Origin of the sequence: Ruegeria sp. HKCCSP346 (assembly GCF_017872595.1) — a bacterium.
Classification (GTDB): Bacteria; Pseudomonadota; Alphaproteobacteria; order Rhodobacterales; family Rhodobacteraceae; genus Ruegeria.
Window position 1 is genome coordinate 549732 of record NZ_JAEDOT010000001.1, and the last position, 24570, is coordinate 574301.

The 24570-nt window shown below is 57.2% G+C and carries 23 protein-coding genes and 3 tRNA genes; 13 read left to right on the forward strand and 13 right to left on the reverse strand.

The features are described from left to right. The first annotated feature begins 91 nt into the window (after nt 1–91). Nucleotides 92–361, forward strand: coding sequence for a hypothetical protein (locus tag I9185_RS02710; protein ID WP_245223392.1), 270 nt, complete (start codon nt 92–94; stop codon nt 359–361). A 218-nt stretch (nt 362–579) separates the two neighbouring features. Here the strand turns inward: I9185_RS02710 and I9185_RS02715 are convergent, their stop codons facing one another. The 3 genes from I9185_RS02715 to I9185_RS02725 all read right to left on the reverse strand — a co-directional run bounded on the left by I9185_RS02715 (nt 580) and on the right by I9185_RS02725 (nt 2205). Next, nucleotides 580–942 (reverse strand): SUF system Fe-S cluster assembly protein, encoded by a 363-nt coding sequence (locus I9185_RS02715; RefSeq protein ID WP_152457849.1) that lies wholly within the window; start codon nt 940–942, stop codon nt 580–582. A gap of 94 nt (nt 943–1036) precedes the next feature. Beyond that, a complete protein-coding gene (locus I9185_RS02720; protein WP_171168340.1) occupies nt 1037–1315 on the reverse strand; it encodes a hypothetical protein in 279 nt (92 codons plus the stop codon). After that, nucleotides 1315–2205, reverse strand: coding sequence for an SPFH domain-containing protein (locus I9185_RS02725; RefSeq protein WP_171723352.1), 891 nt, complete (start codon nt 2203–2205; stop codon nt 1315–1317). Before I9185_RS02725 ends, I9185_RS02720 begins: the two co-directional genes overlap by 1 nt. Before the next feature lie 174 nt (nt 2206–2379). Between I9185_RS02725 and I9185_RS02730 the strand changes: the two genes are divergently transcribed. From I9185_RS02730 to lon, 4 genes are all read left to right on the forward strand, one after another. After that, entirely contained in the window at nt 2380–3291 is a 912-nt protein-coding gene (locus tag I9185_RS02730; RefSeq protein WP_210092299.1) for a nucleoside hydrolase, read from the forward strand. Between the two features lie 63 nt (nt 3292–3354). Then, entirely contained in the window at nt 3355–4485 is a 1131-nt protein-coding gene (gene tgt, locus I9185_RS02735; protein ID WP_210092300.1) for a tRNA guanosine(34) transglycosylase Tgt, read from the forward strand. A gap of 307 nt (nt 4486–4792) precedes the next feature. Next, complete coding sequence (locus I9185_RS20325; protein WP_245223394.1) at nt 4793–4987, forward strand: hypothetical protein; 195 nt, start codon at nt 4793–4795, stop codon at nt 4985–4987. Between the two features lie 223 nt (nt 4988–5210). Continuing rightward, the gene (lon, locus tag I9185_RS02745; protein WP_210092301.1) at nt 5211–7619 is read left to right on the forward strand and encodes an endopeptidase La; all 2409 of its coding nucleotides are present in this window, start codon (nt 5211–5213) and stop codon (nt 7617–7619) included. A 45-nt stretch (nt 7620–7664) separates the two neighbouring features. Here the strand turns inward: lon and I9185_RS02750 are convergent, their stop codons facing one another. Both I9185_RS02750 and I9185_RS02755 read right to left on the reverse strand, forming a co-directional pair. Continuing rightward, nucleotides 7665–9251 carry an APC family permease gene (locus I9185_RS02750; RefSeq protein ID WP_210092302.1) on the reverse strand — a complete coding sequence of 529 codons (1587 nt, stop codon included), beginning with the start codon at nt 9249–9251 and terminating at the stop codon, nt 7665–7667. Nucleotides 9252–9363: 112 nt separating this feature from the next. After that, nucleotides 9364–9438: transfer RNA gene (locus tag I9185_RS02755), tRNA-Val, on the reverse strand. 180 nt (nt 9439–9618) lie between these two features. Here I9185_RS02755 and I9185_RS02760 point away from each other — a divergent pair. The 3 genes from I9185_RS02760 (at nt 9619) to uvrA (ending at nt 12852) form a co-directional block, all read left to right on the forward strand. Continuing rightward, nucleotides 9619–9695: transfer RNA gene (locus I9185_RS02760), tRNA-Asp, on the forward strand. Nucleotides 9696–9739: 44 nt separating this feature from the next. After that, nucleotides 9740–9816: transfer RNA gene (locus tag I9185_RS02765), tRNA-Asp, on the forward strand. Nucleotides 9817–9993: 177 nt separating this feature from the next. Next, nucleotides 9994–12852, forward strand: a complete 2859-nt coding sequence (uvrA, locus tag I9185_RS02770) for an excinuclease ABC subunit UvrA (RefSeq protein WP_171632757.1) — start codon at nt 9994–9996, stop codon at nt 12850–12852. A 16-nt stretch (nt 12853–12868) separates the two neighbouring features. On the opposite strand, the gene I9185_RS02775 is transcribed toward uvrA, so the two are convergent. From I9185_RS02775 to I9185_RS02790, 5 genes are all read right to left on the reverse strand, one after another. Continuing rightward, on the reverse strand, nt 12869–13192 hold the full coding sequence (locus I9185_RS02775) for a hypothetical protein (RefSeq protein WP_210092303.1): 324 nt from the start codon (nt 13190–13192) through the stop codon (nt 12869–12871). A gap of 108 nt (nt 13193–13300) precedes the next feature. Further along, nucleotides 13301–14173, reverse strand: coding sequence for a 3-hydroxyisobutyrate dehydrogenase (gene mmsB, locus I9185_RS20330; protein WP_245223395.1), 873 nt, complete (start codon nt 14171–14173; stop codon nt 13301–13303). Between the two features lie 3 nt (nt 14174–14176). Then, nucleotides 14177–15217 (reverse strand): enoyl-CoA hydratase/isomerase family protein, encoded by a 1041-nt coding sequence (locus I9185_RS20335; RefSeq protein ID WP_245223397.1) that lies wholly within the window; start codon nt 15215–15217, stop codon nt 14177–14179. A gap of 7 nt (nt 15218–15224) precedes the next feature. Continuing rightward, entirely contained in the window at nt 15225–16367 is a 1143-nt protein-coding gene (locus I9185_RS02785) for an acyl-CoA dehydrogenase family protein (protein WP_171632745.1), read from the reverse strand. A gap of 112 nt (nt 16368–16479) precedes the next feature. Then, nucleotides 16480–17595, reverse strand: coding sequence for a carboxylate-amine ligase (locus I9185_RS02790; RefSeq protein WP_171632742.1), 1116 nt, complete (start codon nt 17593–17595; stop codon nt 16480–16482). A gap of 137 nt (nt 17596–17732) precedes the next feature. Between I9185_RS02790 and I9185_RS02795 the strand changes: the two genes are divergently transcribed. Further along, a complete protein-coding gene (locus I9185_RS02795; RefSeq protein WP_210092304.1) occupies nt 17733–18584 on the forward strand; it encodes a class I SAM-dependent methyltransferase in 852 nt (283 codons plus the stop codon). A gap of 71 nt (nt 18585–18655) precedes the next feature. After that, nucleotides 18656–19132 carry a fasciclin domain-containing protein gene (locus tag I9185_RS02800; RefSeq protein ID WP_152457864.1) on the forward strand — a complete coding sequence of 159 codons (477 nt, stop codon included), beginning with the start codon at nt 18656–18658 and terminating at the stop codon, nt 19130–19132. A 68-nt stretch (nt 19133–19200) separates the two neighbouring features. On the opposite strand, the gene I9185_RS02805 is transcribed toward I9185_RS02800, so the two are convergent. Then, nucleotides 19201–19800: a L,D-transpeptidase gene (locus I9185_RS02805; protein ID WP_210092305.1), complete on the reverse strand. Its 600-nt coding sequence runs from the start codon at nt 19798–19800 to the stop codon at nt 19201–19203. 189 nt (nt 19801–19989) lie between these two features. Then, nucleotides 19990–21489, reverse strand: a complete 1500-nt coding sequence (locus I9185_RS02810) for a CoA-acylating methylmalonate-semialdehyde dehydrogenase (RefSeq protein ID WP_171632733.1) — start codon at nt 21487–21489, stop codon at nt 19990–19992. Nucleotides 21490–21593: 104 nt separating this feature from the next. Between I9185_RS02810 and I9185_RS02815 the strand changes: the two genes are divergently transcribed. From I9185_RS02815 to coaD, 3 genes are all read left to right on the forward strand, one after another. Beyond that, nucleotides 21594–22496: a LysR family transcriptional regulator gene (locus I9185_RS02815; RefSeq protein WP_152457867.1), complete on the forward strand. Its 903-nt coding sequence runs from the start codon at nt 21594–21596 to the stop codon at nt 22494–22496. A gap of 60 nt (nt 22497–22556) precedes the next feature. Further along, the gene (locus I9185_RS02820; RefSeq protein ID WP_171632726.1) at nt 22557–22994 is read left to right on the forward strand and encodes a CBS domain-containing protein; all 438 of its coding nucleotides are present in this window, start codon (nt 22557–22559) and stop codon (nt 22992–22994) included. A gap of 85 nt (nt 22995–23079) precedes the next feature. Further along, nucleotides 23080–23571: a pantetheine-phosphate adenylyltransferase gene (coaD, locus tag I9185_RS02825; protein WP_152457869.1), complete on the forward strand. Its 492-nt coding sequence runs from the start codon at nt 23080–23082 to the stop codon at nt 23569–23571. On the opposite strand, the gene gap is transcribed toward coaD, so the two are convergent. Continuing rightward, a complete protein-coding gene (gene gap / locus I9185_RS02830) occupies nt 23563–24567 on the reverse strand; it encodes a type I glyceraldehyde-3-phosphate dehydrogenase (RefSeq protein WP_210092306.1) in 1005 nt (334 codons plus the stop codon). The genes coaD and gap overlap by 9 nt on opposite strands. Nucleotides 24568–24570: the final 3 nt, after the last annotated feature.

Consider the following 24570-nt stretch of genomic DNA (forward strand, 5'->3'; position numbering starts at 1 on the left):
GACATGAAGTGGTAGAAATATGAATTATTTAGGGTCGAAAGTTAAAGTAGCTTTACTTGCGGCCGCACTTTTTTCCGTAAGCGTGTGCGCGATGTCCGACGAAGCTGGGGCGGCCACGGGATCCGAACGGCACCCGGTGAATTGTGCAACGGCAGAAGGGGATCTGCGCGCGATTGCATCGGAAAAGAAACATGCGGAAGACAAACAACTGGAAAGCATTGCCGCCATAACACCTGCCGGGGCTCTGTTGGGGCTGGTCACGGGAACCGAGCAAAAAAGGTTGCAAATGCTGTCAGGTGACTACGTCAAGCAACTGGATGCCAGAACGGCAGAGATCAAGGAAACCTGCAATCTGAATTGATCGTCGTCGTCGGAACAAAAAAGGACCGTTCTCGGGCAAGAACGGCCCATATTCTTGAGCTAGGAAGCGGGGGGCGGTCATGGCGTGCCCAGCCGATGGTCCCGCATACGCGACGGCCACCTTAAGATGATATCCGTCTGTAGGGTGACGGGGACTGCACGATAAGGTGACGAAAATGCCAAGTTTTCGTGACAGTTGGAAGGGCAAGTGCCTGATGGCTACATAAAGCCCAATTCCAGGCGCGCCTCATCTGACATCATTTCCATGCCCCAGGGCGGTTCCCAGGTCAGTTCGACATCGACTTCCTTGACGCCCGCAACAGGTTCAATCGCCTCGACAATCCAGCCAGGCATGTCGCCCGCGACCGGACACCCGGGTGCCGTCAGGGTCATGATGACCTTCACGGCGTTGTCCGGAGAAATGTCGATCGTATAGATCAGGCCCAGGTCATAGATGTTGACCGGAATTTCCGGATCGTAAACCGTGCGGCACGCTTCGACGACTGCCTCGTACAGCGGGTGTTCAATCGTTGACGGCGCAATCAGCGGGGTGCCTTCAAACTGTTCGCTCGGGTGGGTCATCTTTGCCTCGGGTCAGTTGCCTGAGTGATTATATAGGGAATACCTGCAACAGCGTCCAGTAGGGGCGTGACGCTCGGGTGAGCGTCACTGTGTCTTAGTCATTGATGTCATGCGTGAAGGTTTTGACCTGACCATGCGGCAAGGCAAAAAGCCGGCGCAGGACTAGCCATGCGATCAACGAAAGAACTGCGAAGATCAGCGCGATCACATGCAATGACAGTGTCAGACCGGGGATGACAAGGATGAGACCGGTGATCGCGGCCCCGATCGCAAAGCCCAAGAAGATGAATCCGGGCAGAACGATTTCCAGGATCCCCAGAGCCAGCGCGGCGGCCAGCCAGATCCACCAAGTCAGCCAAAAGGGATCAGCCATCATCTACCTCCTTTGAGCATTTTGAACGCGTCACCAAAGGCTTCGAGAGCATTGGCGGGCACAACTATGGTCTGCTTGCCGGAACCGTTGCCCAATGCATTAAGGGCTTCAACCTGTTTCAACGCAACCTGATACTGCGCAGCCTCGATGCCATTGTCCTGAATGGCCTTGGCGACGACGCCTGTCGCGTATGCCTCGGCCTCGGCCTGAATGCGCCGCGCCTTGGCGGTTTGTTCCGCTGCGTACAGCTCAGCATCGGCGTGCAATTCGACGGCGCGTTTTTTGCCTTCGGCTTCGGTCACCTGCGCACGGCGGGCGCGTTCTGCGTTTAGCTGTTGCAGCATGGCATCGCGGGTGGCCTGATCCAGATTCACATCCAGAATCTCGGCCCGGGTCACTTCGATTCCCCAATCATCCACTGCTGTTTCGACGCTTTCCTGAATGCGTGTGATCAACTGTGCACGGTTCGACTGCACTTCGTCCAGGTCCATCTTGCCGATCTCGGCACGAACGATACCGGCAACCGTGGTTGCAATCGCTCCATCAACGTCGCGGATACGATAGACCGTCTTTTCCGGTTCGAGAATTCGGTAGAAGACAGAGGTGTCGATTTGCACCAGCACGTTGTCCTTGGTGATCGCGTCTTGGGTCGCGTTCGGCAACTGGCGTTCAAGGATCGAGATCTTGTGGCGTGCAACGTCCAGTAACGGAACAATGAAATTGATGCCGGGGCCAAGCACCGAATGCAGGCGGCCAAACCGTTCAACCACGTATTTTTCGGATTGCGGAACGATCTTGATGCCCTTGAAAATAACGATGACCACCAGCACGGCGGCCAGCAGGTAAATAATGTTTGACGAAAGCAGTCCGATGATCTGATCTTCGGTCATTCTGTCCTCTTTTTATTGTGTACTATGGTATACATATATGGTTGAGTCGCTCGATTTCAACTCTGGTATGGAGGGAAAGCTGGCGGATGCAAACGCCTCACTACGGGAATTCAGCATTGAACCGAACTGCTGTGACTGCTTTGCATCCCGGCTTGTTTGCGGTATCGGGCGGGAATGAAACTGATAATCGATACAGACCCCGGCATCGACGATGCCATGGCGATTGCCTATGCCGCCGCTGCGCCTGAATTTGACCTGATCGGCCTGACCACGGTGTTCGGCAATACGCATGTTCATCAGTCCAGCCGCAATGCCCGTTTCCTGCTGGACAAGCTGGGCCTGGACCTTCCGGTGGCGGAAGGCGCGCCTTTCCCGTTGGGGGCTGACAAGCACGTCCCATCGGACCATGTCCATGGTCCCGAAGGGTTTGGCGATCTGACCGAGATACCCGAGATCGGACGGAATCATGATCTTCCTGCCGCAGAGTTTCTGGCCGAAATGGCCCGGAAGCACAAAAACGAATTGGTCGTGTGTGCGGTCGGACCGCTGACCAACATTGCCAACGCCATGCGATTGGACCCGGAATTTGCCGGAAATCTCGGCCGGTTGGTGATCATGGGCGGTGCCGTCTACTGCAAGGGCAACGTTACCGACCATGCAGAAGCCAACATTTATCACGATGCGGTTGCCGCGGATGCGGTCTTTTCCGCACCGCCCGAGACCGTGCTGGTTGGTTTGGACGTTACCCTGAAAACACTTTACGAGACCGCGGATTTCGAGGCGCTGGCTCAAAAATCGCCCGGCATGGGATCTTTTCTGCGTGATATCTCTCGGTTTTATCTGAAATTCTATAAAGAAATCGGCGGATTGGAAGGGTGCGGTCTGCATGATTCAACCGCTGTGATCGCCTGTTCGCACGGGGCCATGTTCGACGTGGTCGAAACCGGGCTGCGTGTAGTGACGGAAGGCGACCGGATAGGTGCGACGCAACCTGACCGGGATCGTCCCGCAGTTCGTGTTTGTCGTGATGTGGATGGAGCGGGGGTCGTGCGTCTGTTTACTGACCGCGTTGCATCCTTGCCCTGACGGGTTGCAAAGACCGATCGGATCGGGCAAATCCTGCCCGGTTCGGCGATCCGAGGCGATAACATGATCCAGCAATTCTCTTTCAAGCTCAAGGCCACAGACGGCAAGGCGCGCACCGGTGTGATCAACACTCCGCGTGGCGAGGTGCGGACACCTGCCTTCATGCCAGTTGGTACCGCCGCGACGGTCAAGGCGATGATGCCGGAAAGCGTCCGGGCCACCGGGGCCGACATCCTGCTGGGCAACACCTATCACCTGATGCTGCGCCCCACCGCCGAACGGATTGACCGTTTGGGCGGGTTGCACAGGTTCATGAACTGGGACCGACCGATCCTGACGGACTCGGGGGGGTTTCAGGTCATGTCGCTGGCCGGCTTGCGCAAGCTGACCGAAAAGGGTGTGACCTTCAAATCCCATATTGATGGATCGAAGCACGAGCTGACGCCAGAAAGATCAATGGAAATTCAGCGCCTACTGGGGTCCGACATCGTGATGTGCTTTGACGAGTGCCCTGCATTGCCTGCAAATCGCGACCGGATCGCCGAATCCATGCGTTTGTCGATGCGTTGGGCCGACAGGTCCCGTGACGCCTTTGGGGATCGTCCGGGGCATGCTCTGTTCGGAATCATGCAGGGTGGTCTCGAGCGGGACCTGCGGGAAGAAAGCGCCGAAGCGTTGAAGAAGATTGGTTTCGAAGGCTACGCCGTTGGCGGTCTGGCAGTGGGCGAGGGGCAAGAGGCCATGTTCGACTGTCTGGATTATGCGCCTGATTTCCTGCCCAAGGACAAGCCACGTTACCTGATGGGCGTTGGCAAACCGGATGACATAGTCGGAGCAGTGGCGCGTGGGATCGACATGATGGATTGCGTTCTGCCCTCGCGTTCGGGCCGTACCGGTCAGGTGTTCACGCGCCATGGCGTCGTGAACATCAAGAACGCGCGTCATGCGGACGATCCACGCCCGCTGGATGAAAACTGTTCTTGCCCGGCCTGTTCGAACTATTCACGTGCCTACCTGCACCATGTGTTTCGCGCCAACGAGATGATCTCGGGCATGTTACTGACTTGGCACAACCTTCATTACTTTCAGGAAATCATGCAGGGCATGCGGGACGCGATCGCTGAAGGCTCATTTGAGGCGTGGCAGGCCGCGTTCCACGCGCAACGCGCGCAGGGCGATATCGAGCCCCTGTAACCTGTCCGTTCAGGTGACAATTGCGGGGTCTTCGGGTATTCTGAAACAACTTTATTCAAAGTTGTTTTTGTATGTGACCCGGAGAACTGTTGATGTTCCGCCTTTTCCTCGGCGCAGTCATTTTTTTGTACAAGCCCTGCAATTGCAGATGTCTGGACCTTTGAAACCCCATCCGAAAACACTCAGTGCTCGGTGGGCGAAGGCGCCGAGTCCTCGGACATTCGGTGCACGATCATAAAAAGATACGGCCCTCCGGCGTTGCCGCGCCCCGCGAACTGTCAATCTGACTGGGGGGCATGATTTTCAGATGTTCGACACCGGTCCCGTGGAAATGCTGTGCCAGCCGCTGAATCGGAACCGGGACGGATTTGACCGTGCGGAATACGGTGTCACCGGTCGGTTCGGAGGATTTACCTGCGCCTCTTCCACGAAAGGTCTGGAATGCCGCAACCTCGGTGGCCGCGGTTTTCTTCAGTCCCGGGCGGTGCAGCAGGTGTTCTGATAGTGAATATGCGCATTGCATATGCATGTCGCACTAATTTCGGTGGATATGTTCCCGGGACATCTTGCAGTCCCGAAAACCTCGGTTCATGCTGCGACACGATACATGGCGGTAAGGTTGAAAAAGGGCGATGAGGCCCCACCTTTATCGTCCAAGACAGGAGATGGCCGGATGTTGCCTCGATGAGGGACAAGCGCCGTCTTGCCAACGATAAGGATAGAGCATGCAAGAGCCTCTGAATTCCTCATACCCCGTCCTGCCGCTGCGCGATATCGTGGTGTTCCCGCATATGATCGTGCCGCTTTTCGTGGGCCGAGACAAATCGGTGCGCGCGCTGGAAGAGGTGATGCAGGATGACAAACAAATTCTGCTGTCCAGCCAGATCGATCCCGGCGTAGACGACCCGGATGAGGACGGTATCTACCGATCCGGTGTTCTGGCCAATGTGTTGCAGCTGCTGAAACTGCCCGACGGCACCGTCAAAGTGCTTGTCGAAGGGCAGGCGCGCGTGCAGATCACCGAGTTTCTTGAAAACGAATTGTTTTTCGAAGCACGGGCGGAATATCTGACCGAAATCCCGGGTGACGTCACCACGACCGAAGCCCTGTTGCGCACCGTTGCGGACGAGTTCGAGCGCTATGCCAAGGTGCGCAAGAACATCCCCGAAGAAGCGCTGACGGCCGTGGGTGAAACCACCGAGCCGGCAAAGCTGGCCGACCTTGTGTCGGGCCATCTGGGCATCGAGGTCGAACAAAAGCAGGACCTGCTGGAAACACTCAGCGTCAGCGAGCGGCTTGAAAAAGTCTATGGCCTGATGCAGGGCGAAATGTCGGTTTTGCAGGTCGAGAAAAAGATCAAGACTCGCGTCAAATCTCAGATGGAGAAGACACAGCGCGAGTATTATCTGAATGAGCAGATGAAGGCCATTCAGAAAGAGCTTGGCGATGGCGAGGACGGCGCGAACGAGATCGCCGAACTGGAAGCCAAGATCGCCGAGACCAAGCTGTCGAAGGAAGCGCGCGAGAAGGCGGAAGGCGAGCTGAAGAAGCTCAAGAACATGTCGCCCATGTCAGCCGAAGCAACCGTGGTGCGCAATTATCTGGACTGGATTCTGTCTTTGCCGTGGGGCACCAAATCCCGCGTCAAAAAGGATCTGGGTCGTGCGCAGGATATTCTGGACGCCGATCACTATGGCCTTGAAAAGGTCAAGGAGCGGATCGTCGAATATCTCGCCGTTCAGCAACGTTCGAAAAAGCTGAAAGGCCCGATCCTGTGCCTTGTCGGCCCTCCGGGCGTGGGCAAGACCAGCTTAGGTAAATCGGTCGCCAAAGCCACGGGGCGCGAGTTCATTCGCATTAGCTTGGGTGGGGTGCGCGACGAATCCGAGATCCGCGGCCACCGCCGGACCTATATCGGTTCGATGCCCGGCAAGATCATTCAGGCGCTGAAAAAGGCGAAAACCACCAACCCGCTCATCCTGCTCGATGAAATTGACAAGATGGGGCAGGACTTCCGTGGTGACCCGGCCTCGGCGATGTTGGAAGTGTTGGACCCGGAACAGAACAACACGTTCATGGACCACTACTTGGAGGTGGAATATGACCTGTCGAACGTGATGTTCCTGACCACGTCCAACAGCTACAACATGCCCGGGCCCTTGCTGGACCGGATGGAGATCATCCCACTGGCCGGCTATACCGAGGACGAAAAGCGCGAGATCGCCAAACAGCACCTGATCGCCAAGCAGGTCAAAAACCATGGCCTGAAAGCCAAGGAATTCGAACTGACCGATGAGGCGCTGCAAAAGATAATCCGTACCTATACCCGCGAGGCCGGTGTGCGGAACCTTGAACGTGAAATCGCCAAGGTTGCGCGAAAGTCGCTGACCAAGATTATCAAGAAAGAGGCGGACACTGTGACGGTGACGCCGGATAATCTGGATGAGTTCCTGGGTGTGCCCAAGTTCCGCTATGGTCTGGCCGAGCAGGACGACCAGATTGGTGTCGTGACCGGTCTGGCCTGGACCTCGGTCGGGGGCGATCTGTTGCATATCGAGGCGTTGAAACTGCCCGGCAAAGGTCGGATGAAGACGACAGGCAAGCTGGGCGATGTGATGAAAGAATCCATCGATGCGGCGTCGTCATATGTGCGGTCGATTTCTCCCAAGATCGGAGTCAAACCGCCTCAGTTCGACAAGATCGACATCCATGTGCACGTGCCGGATGGCGCAACGCCCAAGGATGGTCCGTCAGCGGGTCTGGCGATGGTGACATCGATCGTATCGGTTCTGACGGGCATTCCCGTACGCAAGGATATCGCCATGACGGGCGAGGTTTCGTTGCGCGGGAACGCAATGCCGATTGGCGGCTTGAAGGAGAAACTGCTGGCTGCGTTGCGCGGTGGTATCAAGACGGTCCTGATCCCAGAGGAAAACGAAAAGGATCTGGCGGATATCCCGGATAACGTAAAGGAAGGGCTGGAAATCATCCCGGTCAAGCACGTCTCGGAGGTTCTTGAGCATTCTCTGGTTCGTACACCGGAGCCGGTTGAATGGGACGAAGCCGCCGAGGAGGCCGCCGCTGCCGCAGCAGCCTCGTCAGAGGCGACGGGGCCATCGGCCACGGCACACTAAGTAGATTGAGCGAATGAAAAAGGCGGGGCGAATGCCCTGCCTTTTTTACAATCCAATGACGGGTTGCTTTGGATCAAGTATTTCTTCTTCGGCTATATATTCATTGAACTTTTTCGATGGCAGCGCCGAGCGGACGGCAAGAACGAAAATGATCGACGAAAACAGGATGCAAAGCAGAAGGTCCCACCCAAACGGGATCTGCTTCAACGAACCGGCTCCGAATTGCCCAAGGAATGAGATCAGCCCAAGGCCTGAGAAATAAGGCACAAGCCACAGGGCCTCGGTAACGTCCATTTCGTCCAAACGTCCTCGGAACCGGATCAGCAACAGAGCTTTCCCGACAATCAGCGCGATGCCAAGCCGCCAGACCGTGTCCCATCCGCTCCAATAGACGATCAGCGTGGCGATGGCGAAAGCGGACAGCGCGACAAGTCGCACGGCCGGTATTCGGATCGATCTGGGATGATCTGGCATAAGGTTTCGCAGGCAAACCACGGCTATGGGCCCGACCGCAAATGACAAGACGATGGCCGCACCGTTCAGGGCAATGACGGTGGTAAAGGGTACTGTCAGCAGGAAAACCGTTCCGATCAGAAAGTTCAGCCCCAGCGCCCACAGCGGAACCCCGAATGACGACAAAACCTGCAACCGTTTGGGCAGAAAATCGTTTTTTGAAAGGGCGAGGGCGATACGGGCGTTTGACCCGGTTGCGACCAGCCCGTTTCCAAAGGGGCCTATCACGGATCCGACATTCAGCAGGCTCAGAAACCAGACCAGCCCGACAGACATGATGACGGCGTCCAGTGGTCCTTCGCCCCCAAAGCTCAACTGTGCCCATCCTTTGGACAGCATGGATGGGTCCAGCGCACCGATGAAGGCCACTTGCAAACCAAGGTAGATGATGGCGCAAAGAACAATCGACAACACCAATGCGGCCGGAATTGCAAATTTTGGATTTCGAACTTCGCCAGCCATATCAACCACATGGCGAAAGCCGATGAATGAAAAAATAACGCCCCCGGTGGAAACGGCGGCCATGATTCCCTGCGCGCCGTAGGGCGCAAACCCATCCGGCTGGGTGAAGTTCTCGATGTTGAACCGGCTTGCGACAAGCAGAATGGACAGGACAACTGGTATGGCGATCTTGGCCCAGGTCAGCGCAGCATTGACGCGCGTGAAGAACTTGACCCCAAGCGCATTCACCGCGACGAACAGCAGCATGAAAACCAGCGCAACGAAAATACCCGCCCCGGTCAAATCACCTGTCTCGGCCGTATGCAACCAAGGCGCATACGGCGCCAGGTATTTCAGCATGGCCTCGACTTCGATGGGCGCCGTGGTGTTGTAGCCGATCCAGGCGGTCCATCCCATGGCCATCGAAACGATATTGCCATGCGAAAACTGAGGCACGCGCGCGATCCCTCCGGGAATGGGCAGCATGGCGGAAATCTCTGCGAAGGTGATGGCCAAAATGAACATGGCAACCGCGCCGATAATCCACGAGATCGTGGCCGCGGGCCCTGCATGCTGAACGGCCAGAAGGGGGCCGAATAACCAGCCCGAACCGATGATTCCTCCGACTGAAATGAAGGTCAGTCCCAGCAGGCCGATGTCGCGCTTTAACCCCGTCATGGTGACCTCAGCCTTAGTGTGTGGCCTTTAATCGGGCCAAATAGGGCACGATAGCCGCCGAACGCGCGACATGGCAAGCCCGCTGGTTCCAAGCGAAAATCCGAAAAAGGGATGGTGGGTGATAAGAGATTTGAACTCCTGACATCTTCGATGTGAACGAAGCGCTCTACCACTGAGCTAATCACCCATGACATGCGGTCATATCTTCCGCGGGGGTGCGCTGCAAGGGAAATTGAACAATTCGCGAGGGCAAAAAACAGCAAGCAAACAAAAAACTGGATTCTGACAAAAAACTGCAAAACGCCGCTTGACGCTGCCCGACCGTGGCCATAATACACCCAAACGTTCAGCAATGAACATGCAGCGGGCGGTTGTAGCTCAGTTGGTTAGAGTACCGGCCTGTCACGCCGGGGGTCGCGGGTTCGAGCCCCGTCAACCGCGCCATCGCTGCCAACCTTGGTCCAGGATAAAGGCCATGAAATAGATGCGCGGTTGTAGCTCAGTTGGTTAGAGTACCGGCCTGTCACGCCGGGGGTCGCGGGTTCGAGCCCCGTCAACCGCGCCATTTTCTCCTCAAGATCATGGATCCGCCAGATAGCCAGGCATCGAGCTGTTCGATTCCATGCCCATCGTTTGATTTGGTCGGCGAAAACCTGTACGTTCACTAAATGTTCTAACTTTTCTGTTGGAGACTCGGGCAAGCTCGCCTATCTCTAAACCACTTGTTTGTTGGGGGCCGGAAATGGCTGAGCTGAAGAATATAGAGGTGCGCGGCGCGCGCGAGCATAACCTCAAAGGCATCGATGTCGATATCCCTCGGGATCAGTTGGTGGTGATCACCGGGCTGTCCGGTTCGGGGAAGTCGTCGCTGGCGTTCGACACGATTTATGCCGAAGGTCAGCGCCGTTATGTCGAAAGCCTGTCCGCCTATGCGCGGCAGTTTCTCGACATGATGGAAAAGCCCGATGTTGACCATATCAGTGGACTGTCTCCGGCGATCTCCATTGAACAGAAAACGACCTCGAAGAACCCGCGTTCGACTGTGGGGACCGTCACCGAGATCTATGACTATCTGCGTCTGCTCTTTGCCCGCGCAGGCACGCCGTACAGCCCGGCCACCGGCCAGCCGATCGAGGCGCAACAGGTGCAGGACATGGTCGACCGCATCATGGCGATGGAGGAGGGCACGCGGGGGTATCTGCTGGCTCCGATCGTGCGCGACCGCAAAGGTGAGTACCGGAAGGAATTTCTGGAACTGCGCAAGCAGGGGTTCCAGCGCGTGAAGGTGGATGGTGAGTTCCACGAGCTGGATCAGCCCCCGACATTGGACAAGAAGTTCCGTCACGATATCGACGTTGTGGTTGACCGCCTGGTTGTTCGTGAAGGCATGGAAACGCGTTTGGCCGATAGCCTGCGCACCGCTCTGGATCTGGCGGACGGAATCGCGATTCTGGAAACCGCCCCACGAGAAGGAGAGCCGGAACGAATTACCTTCAGCGAGAATTTTGCCTGCCCGGTCAGTGGTTTCACTATCCCCGAGATTGAACCGCGCCTGTTTTCGTTCAATGCGCCATTCGGAGCCTGCCCGGATTGTGACGGCTTGGGGGTCGAGCTGTTCTTTGACGAGCGTCTCGTGGTGCCGGATCAGACACTGAAATTGTATGACGGGGCCCTGGCGCCGTGGAGGAAAGGCAAGTCGCCGTATTTCCTTCAGACCATCGAGGCCATCGCGCGTCATTATGAGTTTGACAAGAACACGCCCTGGAAAGACCTGCCCAGCAAAGTGCAGCAGGTGTTCCTGCGGGGCTCGGGCGATGAGGAGATCCAGTTCCGCTATGACGAGGGCGGACGCGTGTACCAGGTGACACGCAGCTTCGAAGGCGTGATTCCGAATATGGAACGGCGTTATCGCGAAACGGATAGCGCGTGGATACGCGAGGAATTCGAACGGTACCAAAACAACCGCCCGTGCGGCACCTGCGAAGGGTATCGTCTGCGCGCCGAAGCCTTGGCCGTGAAGATCGCGGGACTGCATGTCGGTCAGGTGGTGCAAATGTCCATCCGCGAAGCGCTTGCCTGGATCGAGGATGCTCCGAACCATCTGAGCGCTCAGAAGAATGAGATCGCCCGGGCCATTCTGAAGGAAATCCGCGAGCGGCTGGGATTCCTGAATAATGTTGGTTTGGAATACCTTACGCTGTCTCGTTCAAGTGGAACCCTGTCAGGCGGCGAAAGTCAGCGCATTCGTCTGGCAAGCCAGATCGGATCAGGCCTGACCGGGGTGCTTTACGTATTGGACGAGCCCTCGATCGGCTTGCACCAGCGTGACAATGACCGGTTGCTTGGTACGCTCAAGAATCTGCGGGATCAGGGCAACACCGTGATTGTTGTCGAACATGACGAGGAAGCCATCCGCGAAGCCGATTATGTGTTCGACATTGGCCCCGGTGCGGGTGTGCATGGCGGGCAGGTGGTCAGCCACGGCACGCCCGAGCAGATCGCTGCGGACGCGGCCTCGATCACGGGGCAGTATCTGTCGGGCGTACGCGAGATTCCAGTGCCCGCCGAGCGGCGCAAGGGGAACAAGAAAAAGGTAACGGTCGTAAAGGCTTCGGGTAACAACCTCAAAGACGTGACGGCCGAGTTTCCCTTGGGCAAGTTCGTTTGTGTCACGGGGGTATCTGGTGGCGGTAAGTCGACCCTGACGATTGAGACGTTGTTCAAGACCGCCTCGATGCGCCTGAATGGCGCGCGTCAAACGCCTGCGCCGTGTGAGACCATCAAGGGTTTGGAGCATCTGGACAAGGTCATCGATATCGACCAGCGCCCGATCGGGCGGACTCCGCGATCGAATCCGGCAACCTATACCGGGGCCTTCACCCCGATCCGCGACTGGTTCGCCGGGCTGCCCGAGGCGAAAGCGCGGGGATACAAGCCGGGCCGTTTCAGCTTCAACGTGAAGGGCGGCCGCTGTGAGGCCTGTCAGGGGGACGGCGTCATCAAGATCGAGATGCACTTCCTTCCCGACGTCTATGTCACCTGCGAAACCTGCAAGGGCGCGCGGTACAATCGCGAGACGCTCGAGATCAAGTTCAAGGGCAAGTCCATTGCGGATGTGCTTGATATGACGGTGGAAGATGCGCAGGAGTTCTTCAAGGCCGTGCCCTCGATCCGAGACAAGATGGATGCGCTGGCCCGCGTTGGTCTTGGCTATATCAAGGTGGGTCAACAGGCGACCACGCTGTCGGGTGGTGAGGCGCAGCGCGTGAAACTGTCCAAGGAACTGTCGAAACGATCAACCGGGCGGACGCTCTATATTCTGGACGAGCCGACCACGGGTCTGCATTTCGAAGATGTGCGCAAGCTGTTGGAAGTGCTGCATGAATTGGTCGACCAGGGCAATACTGTCGTGGTGATCGAACATAATCTGGATGTGGTCAAAACCGCGGATCATATCATCGACATTGGACCTGAAGGTGGTGATGGCGGTGGCGAAATCGTCGCCACCGGAACACCGGAAGACATAGTCGATGTTGAACGCAGCCACACCGGGCGATACCTGAAGCCGATGCTGAAGGGCGCGCGCGTCGCGGCAGAATAACTGCCCAGACGCGGCCTCAGTTCAGAATATCTGCGATCGCGCCGATCAGGTTCAGGACTTTGCGCGTCTCGGGGTCGACCCGGTACACGTAATCACCTGCACGGACATATGAATAGTTTCGGTTCAACCCATAGCGATAGGGGTCATTGATCCAACGGTAGTCGTTGGTAATGAAGTCTCCATCTCGGTAGATTTTCTTAGCCTGACCAGGCGGCACACAGGGAACGGATTTCTTGGCCAGACCCGGAGGGCAATGCCCGGCCTTGTTCTTTGCCGCCGCGCCAACCGGGGAAAGGGCCAAAGCCGCCAGAGTTGCCGTCGTCACCAAGAATCTCGTCATGTCGCCTTCCTTTGCGATTTGGCCAGCCGGGGCCATTTGTTCATGACTGCCTAGATGGTCACTTGCCCAATATCTGTCAAATCGTTGGGCAAGATGCCGCCAGTTGTCTTATTCACGTCCGCGTTTTTCGAACCGTGGCAACATGGCACTGAAATCGCGTCCCTTGCCGTCTTCGGTCTCGACGAATTGCTCGTAAAGAGCAGTCGCGGCCTGTCCCATCGGTGTATCCGCATCCGCACTGGTTGCGGCCTGTTGGCTGAGGCGCAGGTCCTTCAGCATCAACTCGGCTGCAAATCCAGGAGTATAGTCATTGTCGGCTGGGCTTTGCGGGCCAACGCCCGGGGCAGGGCAATAGGCGTTCATTGTCCAGCTGTATCCGGATGAGGTGCTTACCACATCGAACATCTTTTGGCGGTCCAGACCCAGTTTGTCGGCCAGGGCAAAGGCCTCGCACGTGGCGATCATGGTCACTCCGAGGATCATGTTGTTGCAGATCTTGGCGGCTTGGCCGGCTCCGGCTTCGCCACAGTGAACCGCTTTCTGCCCCATGATGTCGAACAGAGGAGCCGCCTTTGCAAATGCGTCGTCTGACCCGCCGGCCATGAATGTCAGGGTGCCACCTGCCGCGCCGCCGACACCCCCCGAAACCGGTGCGTCCACGAACATCAGACCGACGCCGCTGGCCTGTTCCGCGACTGCGCGTGCACTGTCCACGTCAACTGTCGAGCAATCGATCAGCACGGCACCCTTCGCCATGGCGGGAATGATCTGACTTGCAACGGCCCGCAGGATGGCGCCATTCGGCAGCATGGTTATGACTGCATCGGCAGAGGCGACGGCTTCTGTCGCGGTATCGGCTTGAGTCACCCCGTCAACGACAACACCGGCCGTGTCGAATCCGAGAACCTGATGGCCAGCCTTTGCCAGGTTGGCCGCCATGGGCGCCCCCATGTTTCCCAGCCCTATGAACCCGATCTGCATCTCTCAGTCCTCCTCGAATGTCAGGGTGTCCGCACCCAATGGCTGCAGCATTTTCGAGACGGCCACTAGGGGGACGTCCGTATCGGAAAACTGCCAGTTCGGGTTGCGGTCTTTGTCTATGATCTGCGCGCGGATACCTTCCAGAAAATCACTATGCTCCATCGCCCGGTGGGTAAAGCGGTATTCCATCTCCAACGCGCGCCGCATGGTCAGAGAGGGGCCACGCAGACGGTGCAGCATCTCGATCGTGCAGGCCACGGAAAGCGGCGCGTTTTTCATTATTTTTTCCAGAGTTTTGTCTGCAAATTCCTGATCGTCATTGCGCAGGCTGATCAGGATGTCACCCAGAGTTTCACCGGAAAAATGTTTGTCGATTTCCGTCAGCACCCCTGCCAATTCACCATTGGGTGGTATTTCGGCATGTTCGGCCACCAGTTTCGCATTTCCAGACGCTTCCAGAATTTCGATCAGATCAGACCATTGCGATTGCGGGATGAAATGGTCGGCAAACCCCGCAAAGATCGCGTCCGCAGGCCCCATCCTGAAGCCCGTAGTCCCAAGGAATTCACCCAGTCGCCCCGGTGCGAGGGCCAGCATCAGTGACCCGCCGACATCCGGAATCAAGCCAATCGAGCATTCGGGCATGGCAATCCTGGAGCTTTCTCCGACGACACGGTGGCTGCCATGGCAGCCGATGCCGACACCCCCGCCCATGGTAAACCCCTGAAGAAAACTGATGACTGGTTTGGGATATTCGAAGATCAGGGCATTCAGACGATATTCGTCCCGCCAGAACTTCTGACCATACGCATAATCTCCTTTGGTGCCCGTTTCATAAAGTTCGGCGATGTCGCCCCCTGCACAAAAGGCTTTTTCCCCCTCGGCGTCCAGAATGATCAGGTCAACGGCATCGTCTTCCCGCCAGTTGCGCATCGCCGTGTCGATGGCCATGCACATGTCATAGCTCAACGCGTTCAGCGCTTGGGGACGGGTGAGGGTGATGCGACCGGCACGGCCTGTGGTGCGGATTTCAATGTCTGACATCGGGGCCTCAGCGATTGGCGAGCATTTGACGCGCGACGATCACGCGCATAATCTCGTTCGTGCCTTCCAAAATCTGATGCACGCGAAGATCGCGCACAAGCTTTTCGATGCCGTAATCCGCAAGATATCCGTACCCGCCATGCAGTTGCAGGCACTGATCCACCACCTTCGACCCGGTTTCGGTTACGAATTTCTTCGCCATCGCACAGAATTTCGTGGCATCGGGCGCGCCGTTGTCCAGTTTCCACGCCGCCTGACGCAGGAAGGTGCGTGCCGCCTGTAATTCGATCTCCATATCCGCCAGACGGAACTGAAGGGCCTGGAACTGATCGATGGATTGGCCGAACGCCTTGCGCTCGGACATGTATTGCAGGGTCATATCCAGCCCGGCCTGAGCAGCCCCAAGAGAACAGGCCGCGATATTGAGACGTCCGCCATCGAGGCCCATCATCGCGTATTTGAAGCCGTCGCCTTCGGTGCCCACGAGGTTGCCAGCGGGAATTTTGCAGTCGTCGAATTGAACCTGCGCAGTGGGTTGGCTTTTCCAGCCCATTTTCTGTTCCAGCGCCCCAAAGCTGAGCCCCGGCGTGCCGTCCTCGACATAGACGGTCGAGATCCCCTTGGGCCCGTCCTGACCGGTGCGTACCATGCAAACATAGGCATCCGAATAGCCACCGCCCGAGATGAACGCCTTGGTACCGTTCAACGTATATCCTTCGTTGGTGCGTTCGGCGCGGGTTTTCAAGGCCGCCGCGTCAGAGCCGGAACCGGGCTCGGTCAGGCAATAGCTCAGAACCGTATTCAGGCTCAGAACATCCGGCATGATGCGCGCCTTTAGGTCATCATCCGCGAAATTGTCCAACATCTTGGCGCACATGTTGTGGATCGACAGGAAGGCGGCGACTGAGGGGCAGGCCATCGACAGCGCCTCGAAAACCAGCGTGGCATCCAGGCGGGTCAGATTTGACCCTCCGCTTTCCTCGGATACGTAAAGCGCGCCGAAACCAAGCTCGCCTATCTGGGGCCACAAGGTTTTGGGAATGGTTCCGTCCGCCTCCCACTGGCGCGCAAAGGGGGCGATGTTTTCCTGCCCGAACGCGTGCGCCATGTCGAATATGGCTGTTTGCTCCTCGCTGAGTGCGAAATCCATGACGCTCCCTCCCGTCGGCAATGAATTGAACGGTTGTTTATTTCTGAATTCTTACAGAAATTTTGCAGGCGCAACAATGAGTCGGTTGAAACGGGTCGCAAGCCGGAAACGTTCAGAGATCGGCGTGAAATTCCTCGATCAGGTGGCGCACGACGGCTTGGCCGGGATCATCACCGCGCGCTGATGCCTCGGCATGAATACGGCGTTGGCGCGTGGCGGAAGTGCCGTTTTCAGCAATCTGCCTGAGCTGTGCAAGCTCGGTCATCGTGCCAAGTGCTTCGGTGTCTTCTGCCAACAACCCCATGAGGTCGCCGATCAGTTCAGACATGGGTTTGACTGACCGGTCGCCGAAATCGATCAGCCCTTCACCCACTCCGTAGCGCTGTGCGCGCCAGCGGTTTTCACCGATCAGGAAACGATCATATTGCCGCCAGCGCAGGTTGCGATCCTTCAGACGGCACAGCATCCGGGTCAATGCCTGAACCAGTGCCGCCAACGACAAAGTGTGCTCCAGACGGGGTTGAACATCCATGATCCGCGTTTCCAAAGTTGGGAAACGATGTGAGGGGCGCAGATCCCACCAAATCTTGGTGGTGTCTTCGATGACCCCAAGCTCGACCAGAATGCCTGTGTTCCGTTCATACTCGCCCCAGCTGGCGAACACGGGCGGCAGCCCGGTGCGGGGCAGGTTGTCGAACACCGTCAGCCGGTATGAAGACAGGCCGGTATCCTCGCCGTTCCAATAGGGCGAAGACGTGGACAACGCCAGAAGATGAGGAAGAAAGTATGACAGTTGCGGCATTAGATCGGCACGCAGGGCAGGGTCCTCGACCCCGACATGTACATGCATCCCGCATATCAGCATCCGCCGGGCAACGCCGCCCAATGCATGTTGCAGCGCGTCATACCGTTCTTTCCGGGTGTGGTGTTGATCCTTCCAGTTGGCGAACGGGTGGCACGAGACGGCGATAGGGGACAGGTTGTATTCGGCGGCCCGTTTCGAAACGCATGACCGCAGCCGCTTCAGGTCTTCGCGCGCCGAAGCGACCGTGGCGTGTGGTCTGGTTCCAACCTCGATTTGACATTGCAGGAACTCGGGGCTGACCTGACCTTCGAAATCGCTTTGGCAGGCCGCCATCAGCGCTTCGGGGGCTTCGGACAATTGCAGGCTGTCACGATCCACCAACAGGTATTCTTCTTCGATCCCGAGTGTAAATTCCTGCTGCATGGGGCCCCTCACAGTTGTCCGTTCCGTCAGTGAATACGGAAATTTCCGTTTTGCCAAGGGTTTGACAGGCTTGCCCTTGCAGAGAAACGGTTCGCAACGGTAAGGAACATTGCATCACAGATCGCGGAGCCAGCGCCTTGAAACCCAGAAAATTCCCGAAGATCAATGCCGCCCTTGAAGAATTGGGGGTAAAACTGGTCGACAGAGTTACGGAACAGGATGAACGGGCGCGGCTGGAAGCCTTCGAAGCGGCGGGTGGGTTGACGCGCCCCGTTTATGCTTTGTCGCCAGGGATGGAGGGGTTCGACATCTCTCAACTTGTGGCGGAATACGAGCGTCACAAAGCTGCCCTGGAGGCGCTGAAAGATCCCGCACGCAACCAGACCGGTTATCGTACCGGCAATGGTTACTATGACAGCCCGGATGCGGATGCATTGTATCTGATGATCCGCCGCTTTCAGCCCAAACGCGTGATAGAGGTTGGATGCGGCAATTCCACCCGTGTGACCCGTCAGGCAATCATCGATGGCAATTTGGATACCACCATTACCGCGATTGATCCGTACCCTCGCGCCGATATTGCCCATGTGGTCGACCGGTTCGAACAAAAACGTCTTGAAGAAACTGACCCGGCGCTATTCGCAGAGCTGGAGGCCGGAGACATTCTGTTCATCGACTCCAGCCATGTTGTGCGGATGAGCAACGATGTCGCACATCTGTTCTGCCGCATTATACCGTCGCTGAATCCCGGGGTGGTGATCCACGTTCACGATGTTTTTTTGCCCTACGAATATCCCAAGCGCTTCTTCTATGATTGCCCAGGCTGGGGAGAGCAGTACGTAATGCACAGCTTGCTGCAATCTGGCGCGTATTCAATGCTTTGGCCGGGGTATTACCTGCAACAGGATCGGCCTGATGCCGTTGTTGCCTTGCCGTTCTTGGCCGAGGGGCGGGCGCAAAGCATCTGGGTGCAGCTCAAAGAAAACTGAAACCAAAGTGATCCATTGCGGCAAAAGGTCCGTAACCCTTTCCATAACACGCTGGAGAGGAGAAGACAGCTATGTTCCGTCGTACATTCATGGGCGCAGCCGCCGCACTTGCTTTTGCTATGCCGCTCAAAGCTCAGGCCGCTGATATCGTCGACACCGCCGTTGCCGCCGGGTCGTTCAATACTCTGGTCGCCGCCGTTCAGGCTGCAGGCTTGGTTGACACTCTGAAAGGGGATGGTCCGTTCACGGTATTTGCACCCACAGACGAAGCCTTTGCTGCGCTTCCTGAAGGCACTGTCGAGACGCTTTTGAAACCAGAAAACAAGGATCAACTGGTCGCGATTCTGACCTATCACGTGGTACCGGCCAAGGTTATGTCTGGAGATATCGCCGGCAAACGCGCCAAGGTTCTGACTGTTCAGGGCGACCGGCTGAGCGTCAACGCCAAAAACGGCGTGAAAGTGAACGACGCCAAGGTCGTACAGGCCGACATTGAAGCCAGCAATGGCGTCATCCACGTCGTCGACGCGGTAATCCTGCCGGAATAAGTGCCGTCTTCCGAAGACAAGAAAGCCCCGGCGACCGACCGGGGCTTTTGCGTTTTAGAGAGGGTGGATCAGACCAGTCGAACCTGTGTGCCAACTTTTACCAGCGGATACAGCTCTTCGACATGCTGGTTGTACAGGCCAATGCAACCTGACGAGCTCTGACGACCGATCTTGCGCGTGTCGTGCGTGCCATGGACAAGATAGGCAGGCCAACCCAGATACATGGCGCGGGTTCCCAGTGGGTTGCCGGGATCGCCACCTTCCATCCGAAGTGGCAGCGAAGGGTCACGTTCGCGCATTGATGCCGTAGGTGTCCAGCTTGGGAATTCGGTTTTACGCACAACTTTCGTGTACCCGCGTTTGGTAAGCTCTTCGCTCATGGGCACGGAACTTGGGTACAGTTTGTAGGTGCCGTCAGGCCCCCAGTAATGGACGGCGCGGCTGGTGATGTCGGCCAGCAGGCATCCAACGCCCAATTCATCGAAATGGTCCTGCCAACTCTGTTGCGAGAAGGACGATATATTGCGTCGGACCGGCAATTGCGTACTGATCGCGTCTTCCGTTTCAGGGAAAGCATCCGTGCTTTGTGCCCGAACAAGGGCAGGTGTTGCCACCAAAGAGACCACGCCCAGCAAGGCAGAGCGACGGGTTATACGAGATTGGGACAAGGTTGCCTCCGATAAGTTCACTGCTCAGTACAATGTTCACGCCAAAATATGGGTGTTGGTTGGATTTTTCCAGAGTGAACCACTTGAATTTCCTGTGACCGATTGGACGAAAGCAGGTTTTTCGGCGGAAAGATGCAAAAAGCCCGGCCGTTGAACGGGCCGGGCTTCAAGCGTCATGAAACTGTAGGATCAGTCCATTGCTTTGAAGTTAAACTCGCCACCTTCCTTGATGCCAGACGGCCAGCGTGCGGTCACGGTTTTGGTGCGGGTGTAGAACTTGAAGCTGTCCGGGCCGTGCTGGTTCAGATCGCCGAACATGGATTTCTTCCAACCGCCGAAGGTGTGATAGGCCAGCGGAACCGGGATCGGAACATTGATGCCGACCATTCCGATGTTTACACGGCTGGCAAAGTCACGTGCGGTATCACCATCGCGGGTAAAGATCGCGGTGCCGTTTCCGTATTCGTGATCCATCGCCAGTTTAAGGGCCTCTTCGTAAGAACCCGCGCGCACGGTGGACAGAACCGGGCCAAAGATTTCCTGTTTGTAGATGTCCATCTCGGGCGTCACGTTGTCGAACAGGTGCGGGCCGACAAAGAAACCGTCCTCATAGCCTTGCAGGCTGAAGTCGCGGTTGTCGACAACCAGTTTCGCACCCTGTTCGACGCCTGAATTGATCAGGCCCAGAATGCGCTGTTTCGCGGCCGCTGTTACTACAGGGCCCATGTCGACATCGTCACCAGCGGTGTAGGGGCCCACTTTTAGCTTTTCGACGCGCGGGATCAGCTTTTCGATCAGCTTGTCTGCGGTTTCTTCCCCAACGGGAACCGCGACAGAGATTGCCATGCAGCGTTCGCCGGCCGCACCGAAACCAGCGCCAACCAGCGCGTCCGCGGCCTGATCCAGATCGGCGTCGGGCATGACGATCATATGGTTCTTGGCACCGCCGAAGCACTGTGCTCGTTTCCCATTCGCGGTTGCGCGGCTGTAGATATACTGTGCGATCGGGGTTGAACCCACAAAGCTGACGCCCTGAATAATCTCGCTGTCGAGGATGGTGTCGACAGCTTCCTTGTCGCCGTTTACGACCTGGAAAACGCCTTTGGGCAGGCCGGCTTCGACGAACAGTTCAGCCAGCATCAGGGGCACGGACGGGTCGCGTTCGGACGGTTTCAGAACAACGGCGTTACCGCAGGCCAGCGCAGGGCCAACATGCCAGAGCGGCATCATGGCCGGAAAGTTGAATGGCATGATCGAGCCGACAACGCCCAGAGGCTGGCGCATTGAATACATGTCAATGCCGGGGCCCGCGCTGTCGGTAAACTCACCCTTCAGCATCTGCGGCGCGCCAATGCAGTATTCGATCACTTCCAGACCACGCTGCAAATCACCCTTGGCGTCGGGGATGGTTTTGCCGTGCTCACGACTCAGCGCTTCGGCCAGTTTGTCCATGTCGCGGTTCATCAGGCCGACCATGGCCATCATGACGCGCGCGCGCTTTTGCGGGTTGGTTGCGCCCCATGCGGGCTGGGCCGCAGCGGCGGCCTCGATCGCGGCGGTGGTTTCCGCTGCACTGGCCATCGGGCACTTGTATTGAACTTCACCCGTTGCCGGGTTGTAGACGTCGTCGAAACGACCGGACGTTCCGGCGACCATTTCGCCGTTCAGGAAATGGGTCAGGTTTTGCATCAATAGCTCCTCCGATAGATTTGCGCGCAGAATAGGCTTGCAGAAATCCCGCGAACAGAGGCAATGTCTCAAAAGAGTTTTGCAAAAATGCAAAAGGGATCAAAATGACCCCAAACTGGGATGATATGCGGATATTCTTGGCTGTCGCGCGCGAGGAAAGCCTGTCATCCGCTGGTCGTATCCTGAAGATCGACCCGGCCACCGTTGGTCGGCGCATTGCGCGCCTGGAGGCGACGCTGGATTCCACATTGTTCACCAAGTCGCAGCAAGGCTATGTTCTGACCCCGGCGGGACAGCGGCTGTTGGAACACGGGCTGCACGCAGAAGAAGCGATGCGCGCGGCGGCCGGGGCGGTAACAGGACCAACGAAAACCCTGAGCGGGCAAATCCGGATTGGCGCGCCGGACGGCAGTGCCAACTATCTGCTGCCGCAGGTGTGTGCCAAAATCAGCGACGCAAACCCTGATCTGGACATTCAGATCCTGGCGCTTCCGCGTGTGATCAACCTGTCCCGTCGCGAGGCGGATATGGCGGTTACGGTCAGTGCGCCGACCGCCGGTCAGCTGCTGGTGAAGAAAATCAGCGACTACAAGCTGCACATGGTCGCGACCGAAGAGTATCTGAAGCGACATGATCCGATCCGGAGCATAGCTGACCTGAAGGGCCACAGGTTGATCGGCTATATCCCTGATATGATCTTTGACCGGGAACTTGACTACCTGAATGACATTGGCGTTGACCGTGTCGCTCTTGCATCGAATTCGGTATCGGTTCAACTGCGGCAGGTCTGCCTGGGAACAGGGGTTTGCGTGGCGCATGATTTCACGTTGCCATTCCACCCGGGGCTTCGGAAAATCCTGACGGATCAAGTGAGTTTGACGCGCAGCTTCTATCTGGTCAGGCATCAGGGTGACCAGCGCAACGAGCGGTTGAACCGCTTTGCGGATGCCCTGACACGCGGTATTCGCGATGAAGTGCTTCGTTTGGAAGCAGGCCCCGACGCTTGACAGGTCGCGGCAATCGCGCAACGCTTTGGAATAAGTGTTATTATTCCGGAGGTATTCTTCATGCTAGTTCAGGCCATCCTGAAGTCCAAAGCGACAGATGGTGTCGTGACCGTGGCGTCAACGGCGACAGTCTCAGAGGCCTCGAAGATTCTTGCGGACAAGCGCATCGGTACGGTCGTTGTTTCCGACGATGGTGGCAATACCGCGGTCGGCATCCTGTCAGAACGTGACATCGTCCGGGAATTGGCGGCCAGCGGCAGTGGTTGTCTGAACCAACCGGTTAAGTCTTATATGACCCAGAACCTCGTCACGGCGACGCGCCAGACCACCGTGGAAGACATCATGTCCCGTATGACAGAGGGGCGATTTCGCCACATGCCGGTGGTTGAAGACGGAAAACTCGTAGGCATTGTCACTTTGGGTGATGTGGTGAAGGCTCAGCTTTCCGAACTTGCGATGGAAAAAGATGCCCTTGAAGGCATGATAATGGGGCACTGACGACAGGGGTTGCCCAAGCAATCACTTGCACCTGCAGCAAAGTTATGTTTGCTTGCGCAGAAATTTTGTTGCGCAGGAGGGCGCGATGCGGGTTGGATTGTATCCTGGAACCTTTGATCCCATCACCATGGGGCACATTGATATCATCCGTCGGGCGGCAGCTTTGGTGGACAAACTGGTTATCGGTGTGGCCATCAACCGGGACAAGGGCCCTCTGTTCTCGCTGGAAGAGCGCGTGGCCATGATCGAAGCGGAATGCGCCCGGCTGTCCGAGCAGACCGGAACCGAAATCATCGCGCACCCCTTCGAAAACCTGCTGATTGATTGTGCGCGGGATGTAGGCGCACAAATCATCGTGCGCGGCCTGCGTGCGGTTGCCGATTTCGAATACGAGTTTCAGATGGTCGGCATGAACCGGGCTCTGGACGATTCGATCGAGACCGTGTTCCTGATGGCCGAAGCGCGCCATCAGGCGATCGCGTCCAAGCTGGTGAAGGAAATCGCCCGGTTGAACGGGGACGTGTCGAAATTCGTCACGCCCCGTGTCAATGATGCGCTGAAAAAAAGGTTAGGCTAGGGCACCCATTGCGGCCGCCGTATCAAGCATCCGGTTCGAAAAGCCCCATTCATTGTCATACCACGCCAGCACACGAACCAGCGTGCCATCAGTAACCTTGGTTTCAGCCAGTGACACGGTCGAGCTGTGCGGGTCGTGATTGAAGTCGATGGAAACCAGAGGACGGCTTTCCGCGGCAAGAACGCCGGGGATTTTGGCAGCCGCATCGACGAACAGTTGGTTGACCTCTTCTTCGGTCGTGGAGCGTGAAACCTCGGCCACAAGATCAACGACCGAGACATTCGGGGTTGGAACGCGGATGGCCTGACCGGTCAGTTTTCCTTTGAGTTGCGGCAGCACCAGGCCCACGGCAGCGGCCGCACCGGTTGTCGTGGGGATCATCGACAGCGCTGCCGCTCGGGACAGGTAGGGATCTTTTCCCACTGTATCATGCACCGGCTGGCTGGCAGTGTAAGCGTGAACAGTGGTCATGTTGCCGTGCTTGATACCAAGGCCGGCATCCAGAGCGGCAGCAACAGGAGACAGGCAGTTGGTGGTGCAGGATGCGTTTGACACCACCAGATCATCGGCGGTCAGTTCGCCATCGTTGACGCCAAAGACGATGGTTTTCACACCGCCGTCACCTCGGGCCGGGGCAGAGATCAGAACTTTCCGGGATCCGTTCTTGAAGTGACGTTCCGCCGCCTCGCGCGTACGAAACACACCCGTACATTCCAGAACGACGTCAATATCCGACCAGGGCAGATCCTCGGGGTTGCGCTCGCTACTCAGCCGAATTGGACCACGACCCACGTCCAGACCTGCATCGCTGAGCGTAACCGGGTTGGGATAGCGGCCGTGAACGCTGTCAAATTCAAACAGGTGCGCGTTCATTTCGGGTTTTCCAAGATCGTTGATCGCGACGATCTCAACGTCTGTACGTCCGCTTTCCATCACCGCGCGCAGAACCCCGCGCCCGATCCGTCCAAATCCGTTGATCGCCAGTTTCAAGGTCATGGT

Bases quoted from the DNA above. Each gene is read 5' to 3' on its own strand.
- I9185_RS20325 (WP_245223394.1), top strand. From the start codon at position 4,793: ATGTTCGACACCGGTCCCGTGGAAATGCTGTGCCAGCCGCTGAATCGG.
- I9185_RS02750 (WP_210092302.1), bottom strand. From the start codon at position 9,251: ATGACGGGGTTAAAGCGCGACATCGGCCTGCTGGGACTGACCTTCATT.
- gap (WP_210092306.1), bottom strand. From the start codon at position 24,567: ATGACCTTGAAACTGGCGATCAACGGATTTGGACGGATCGGGCGCGGG.
- coaD (WP_152457869.1), top strand. From the start codon at position 23,080: ATGCGGGTTGGATTGTATCCTGGAACCTTTGATCCCATCACCATGGGG.
- I9185_RS02710 (WP_245223392.1), top strand. From the start codon at position 92: ATGTCCGACGAAGCTGGGGCGGCCACGGGATCCGAACGGCACCCGGTG.
- I9185_RS02730 (WP_210092299.1), top strand. From the start codon at position 2,380: ATGAAACTGATAATCGATACAGACCCCGGCATCGACGATGCCATGGCG.
- I9185_RS02800 (WP_152457864.1), top strand. From the start codon at position 18,656: ATGTTCCGTCGTACATTCATGGGCGCAGCCGCCGCACTTGCTTTTGCT.
- I9185_RS20335 (WP_245223397.1), bottom strand. From the start codon at position 15,217: ATGTCAGACATTGAAATCCGCACCACAGGCCGTGCCGGTCGCATCACC.
- I9185_RS02785 (WP_171632745.1), bottom strand. From the start codon at position 16,367: ATGGATTTCGCACTCAGCGAGGAGCAAACAGCCATATTCGACATGGCG.
- I9185_RS02820 (WP_171632726.1), top strand. From the start codon at position 22,557: ATGCTAGTTCAGGCCATCCTGAAGTCCAAAGCGACAGATGGTGTCGTG.
- tgt (WP_210092300.1), top strand. From the start codon at position 3,355: ATGATCCAGCAATTCTCTTTCAAGCTCAAGGCCACAGACGGCAAGGCG.
- uvrA (WP_171632757.1), top strand. From the start codon at position 9,994: ATGGCTGAGCTGAAGAATATAGAGGTGCGCGGCGCGCGCGAGCATAAC.
- I9185_RS02720 (WP_171168340.1), bottom strand. From the start codon at position 1,315: ATGGCTGATCCCTTTTGGCTGACTTGGTGGATCTGGCTGGCCGCCGCG.
- I9185_RS02725 (WP_171723352.1), bottom strand. From the start codon at position 2,205: ATGACCGAAGATCAGATCATCGGACTGCTTTCGTCAAACATTATTTAC.
- I9185_RS02790 (WP_171632742.1), bottom strand. From the start codon at position 17,595: ATGCAGCAGGAATTTACACTCGGGATCGAAGAAGAATACCTGTTGGTG.
- I9185_RS02715 (WP_152457849.1), bottom strand. From the start codon at position 942: ATGACCCACCCGAGCGAACAGTTTGAAGGCACCCCGCTGATTGCGCCG.
- I9185_RS02810 (WP_171632733.1), bottom strand. From the start codon at position 21,489: ATGCAAAACCTGACCCATTTCCTGAACGGCGAAATGGTCGCCGGAACG.
- I9185_RS02775 (WP_210092303.1), bottom strand. From the start codon at position 13,192: ATGACGAGATTCTTGGTGACGACGGCAACTCTGGCGGCTTTGGCCCTT.
- I9185_RS02815 (WP_152457867.1), top strand. From the start codon at position 21,594: ATGACCCCAAACTGGGATGATATGCGGATATTCTTGGCTGTCGCGCGC.
- mmsB (WP_245223395.1), bottom strand. From the start codon at position 14,173: ATGCAGATCGGGTTCATAGGGCTGGGAAACATGGGGGCGCCCATGGCG.
- lon (WP_210092301.1), top strand. From the start codon at position 5,211: ATGCAAGAGCCTCTGAATTCCTCATACCCCGTCCTGCCGCTGCGCGAT.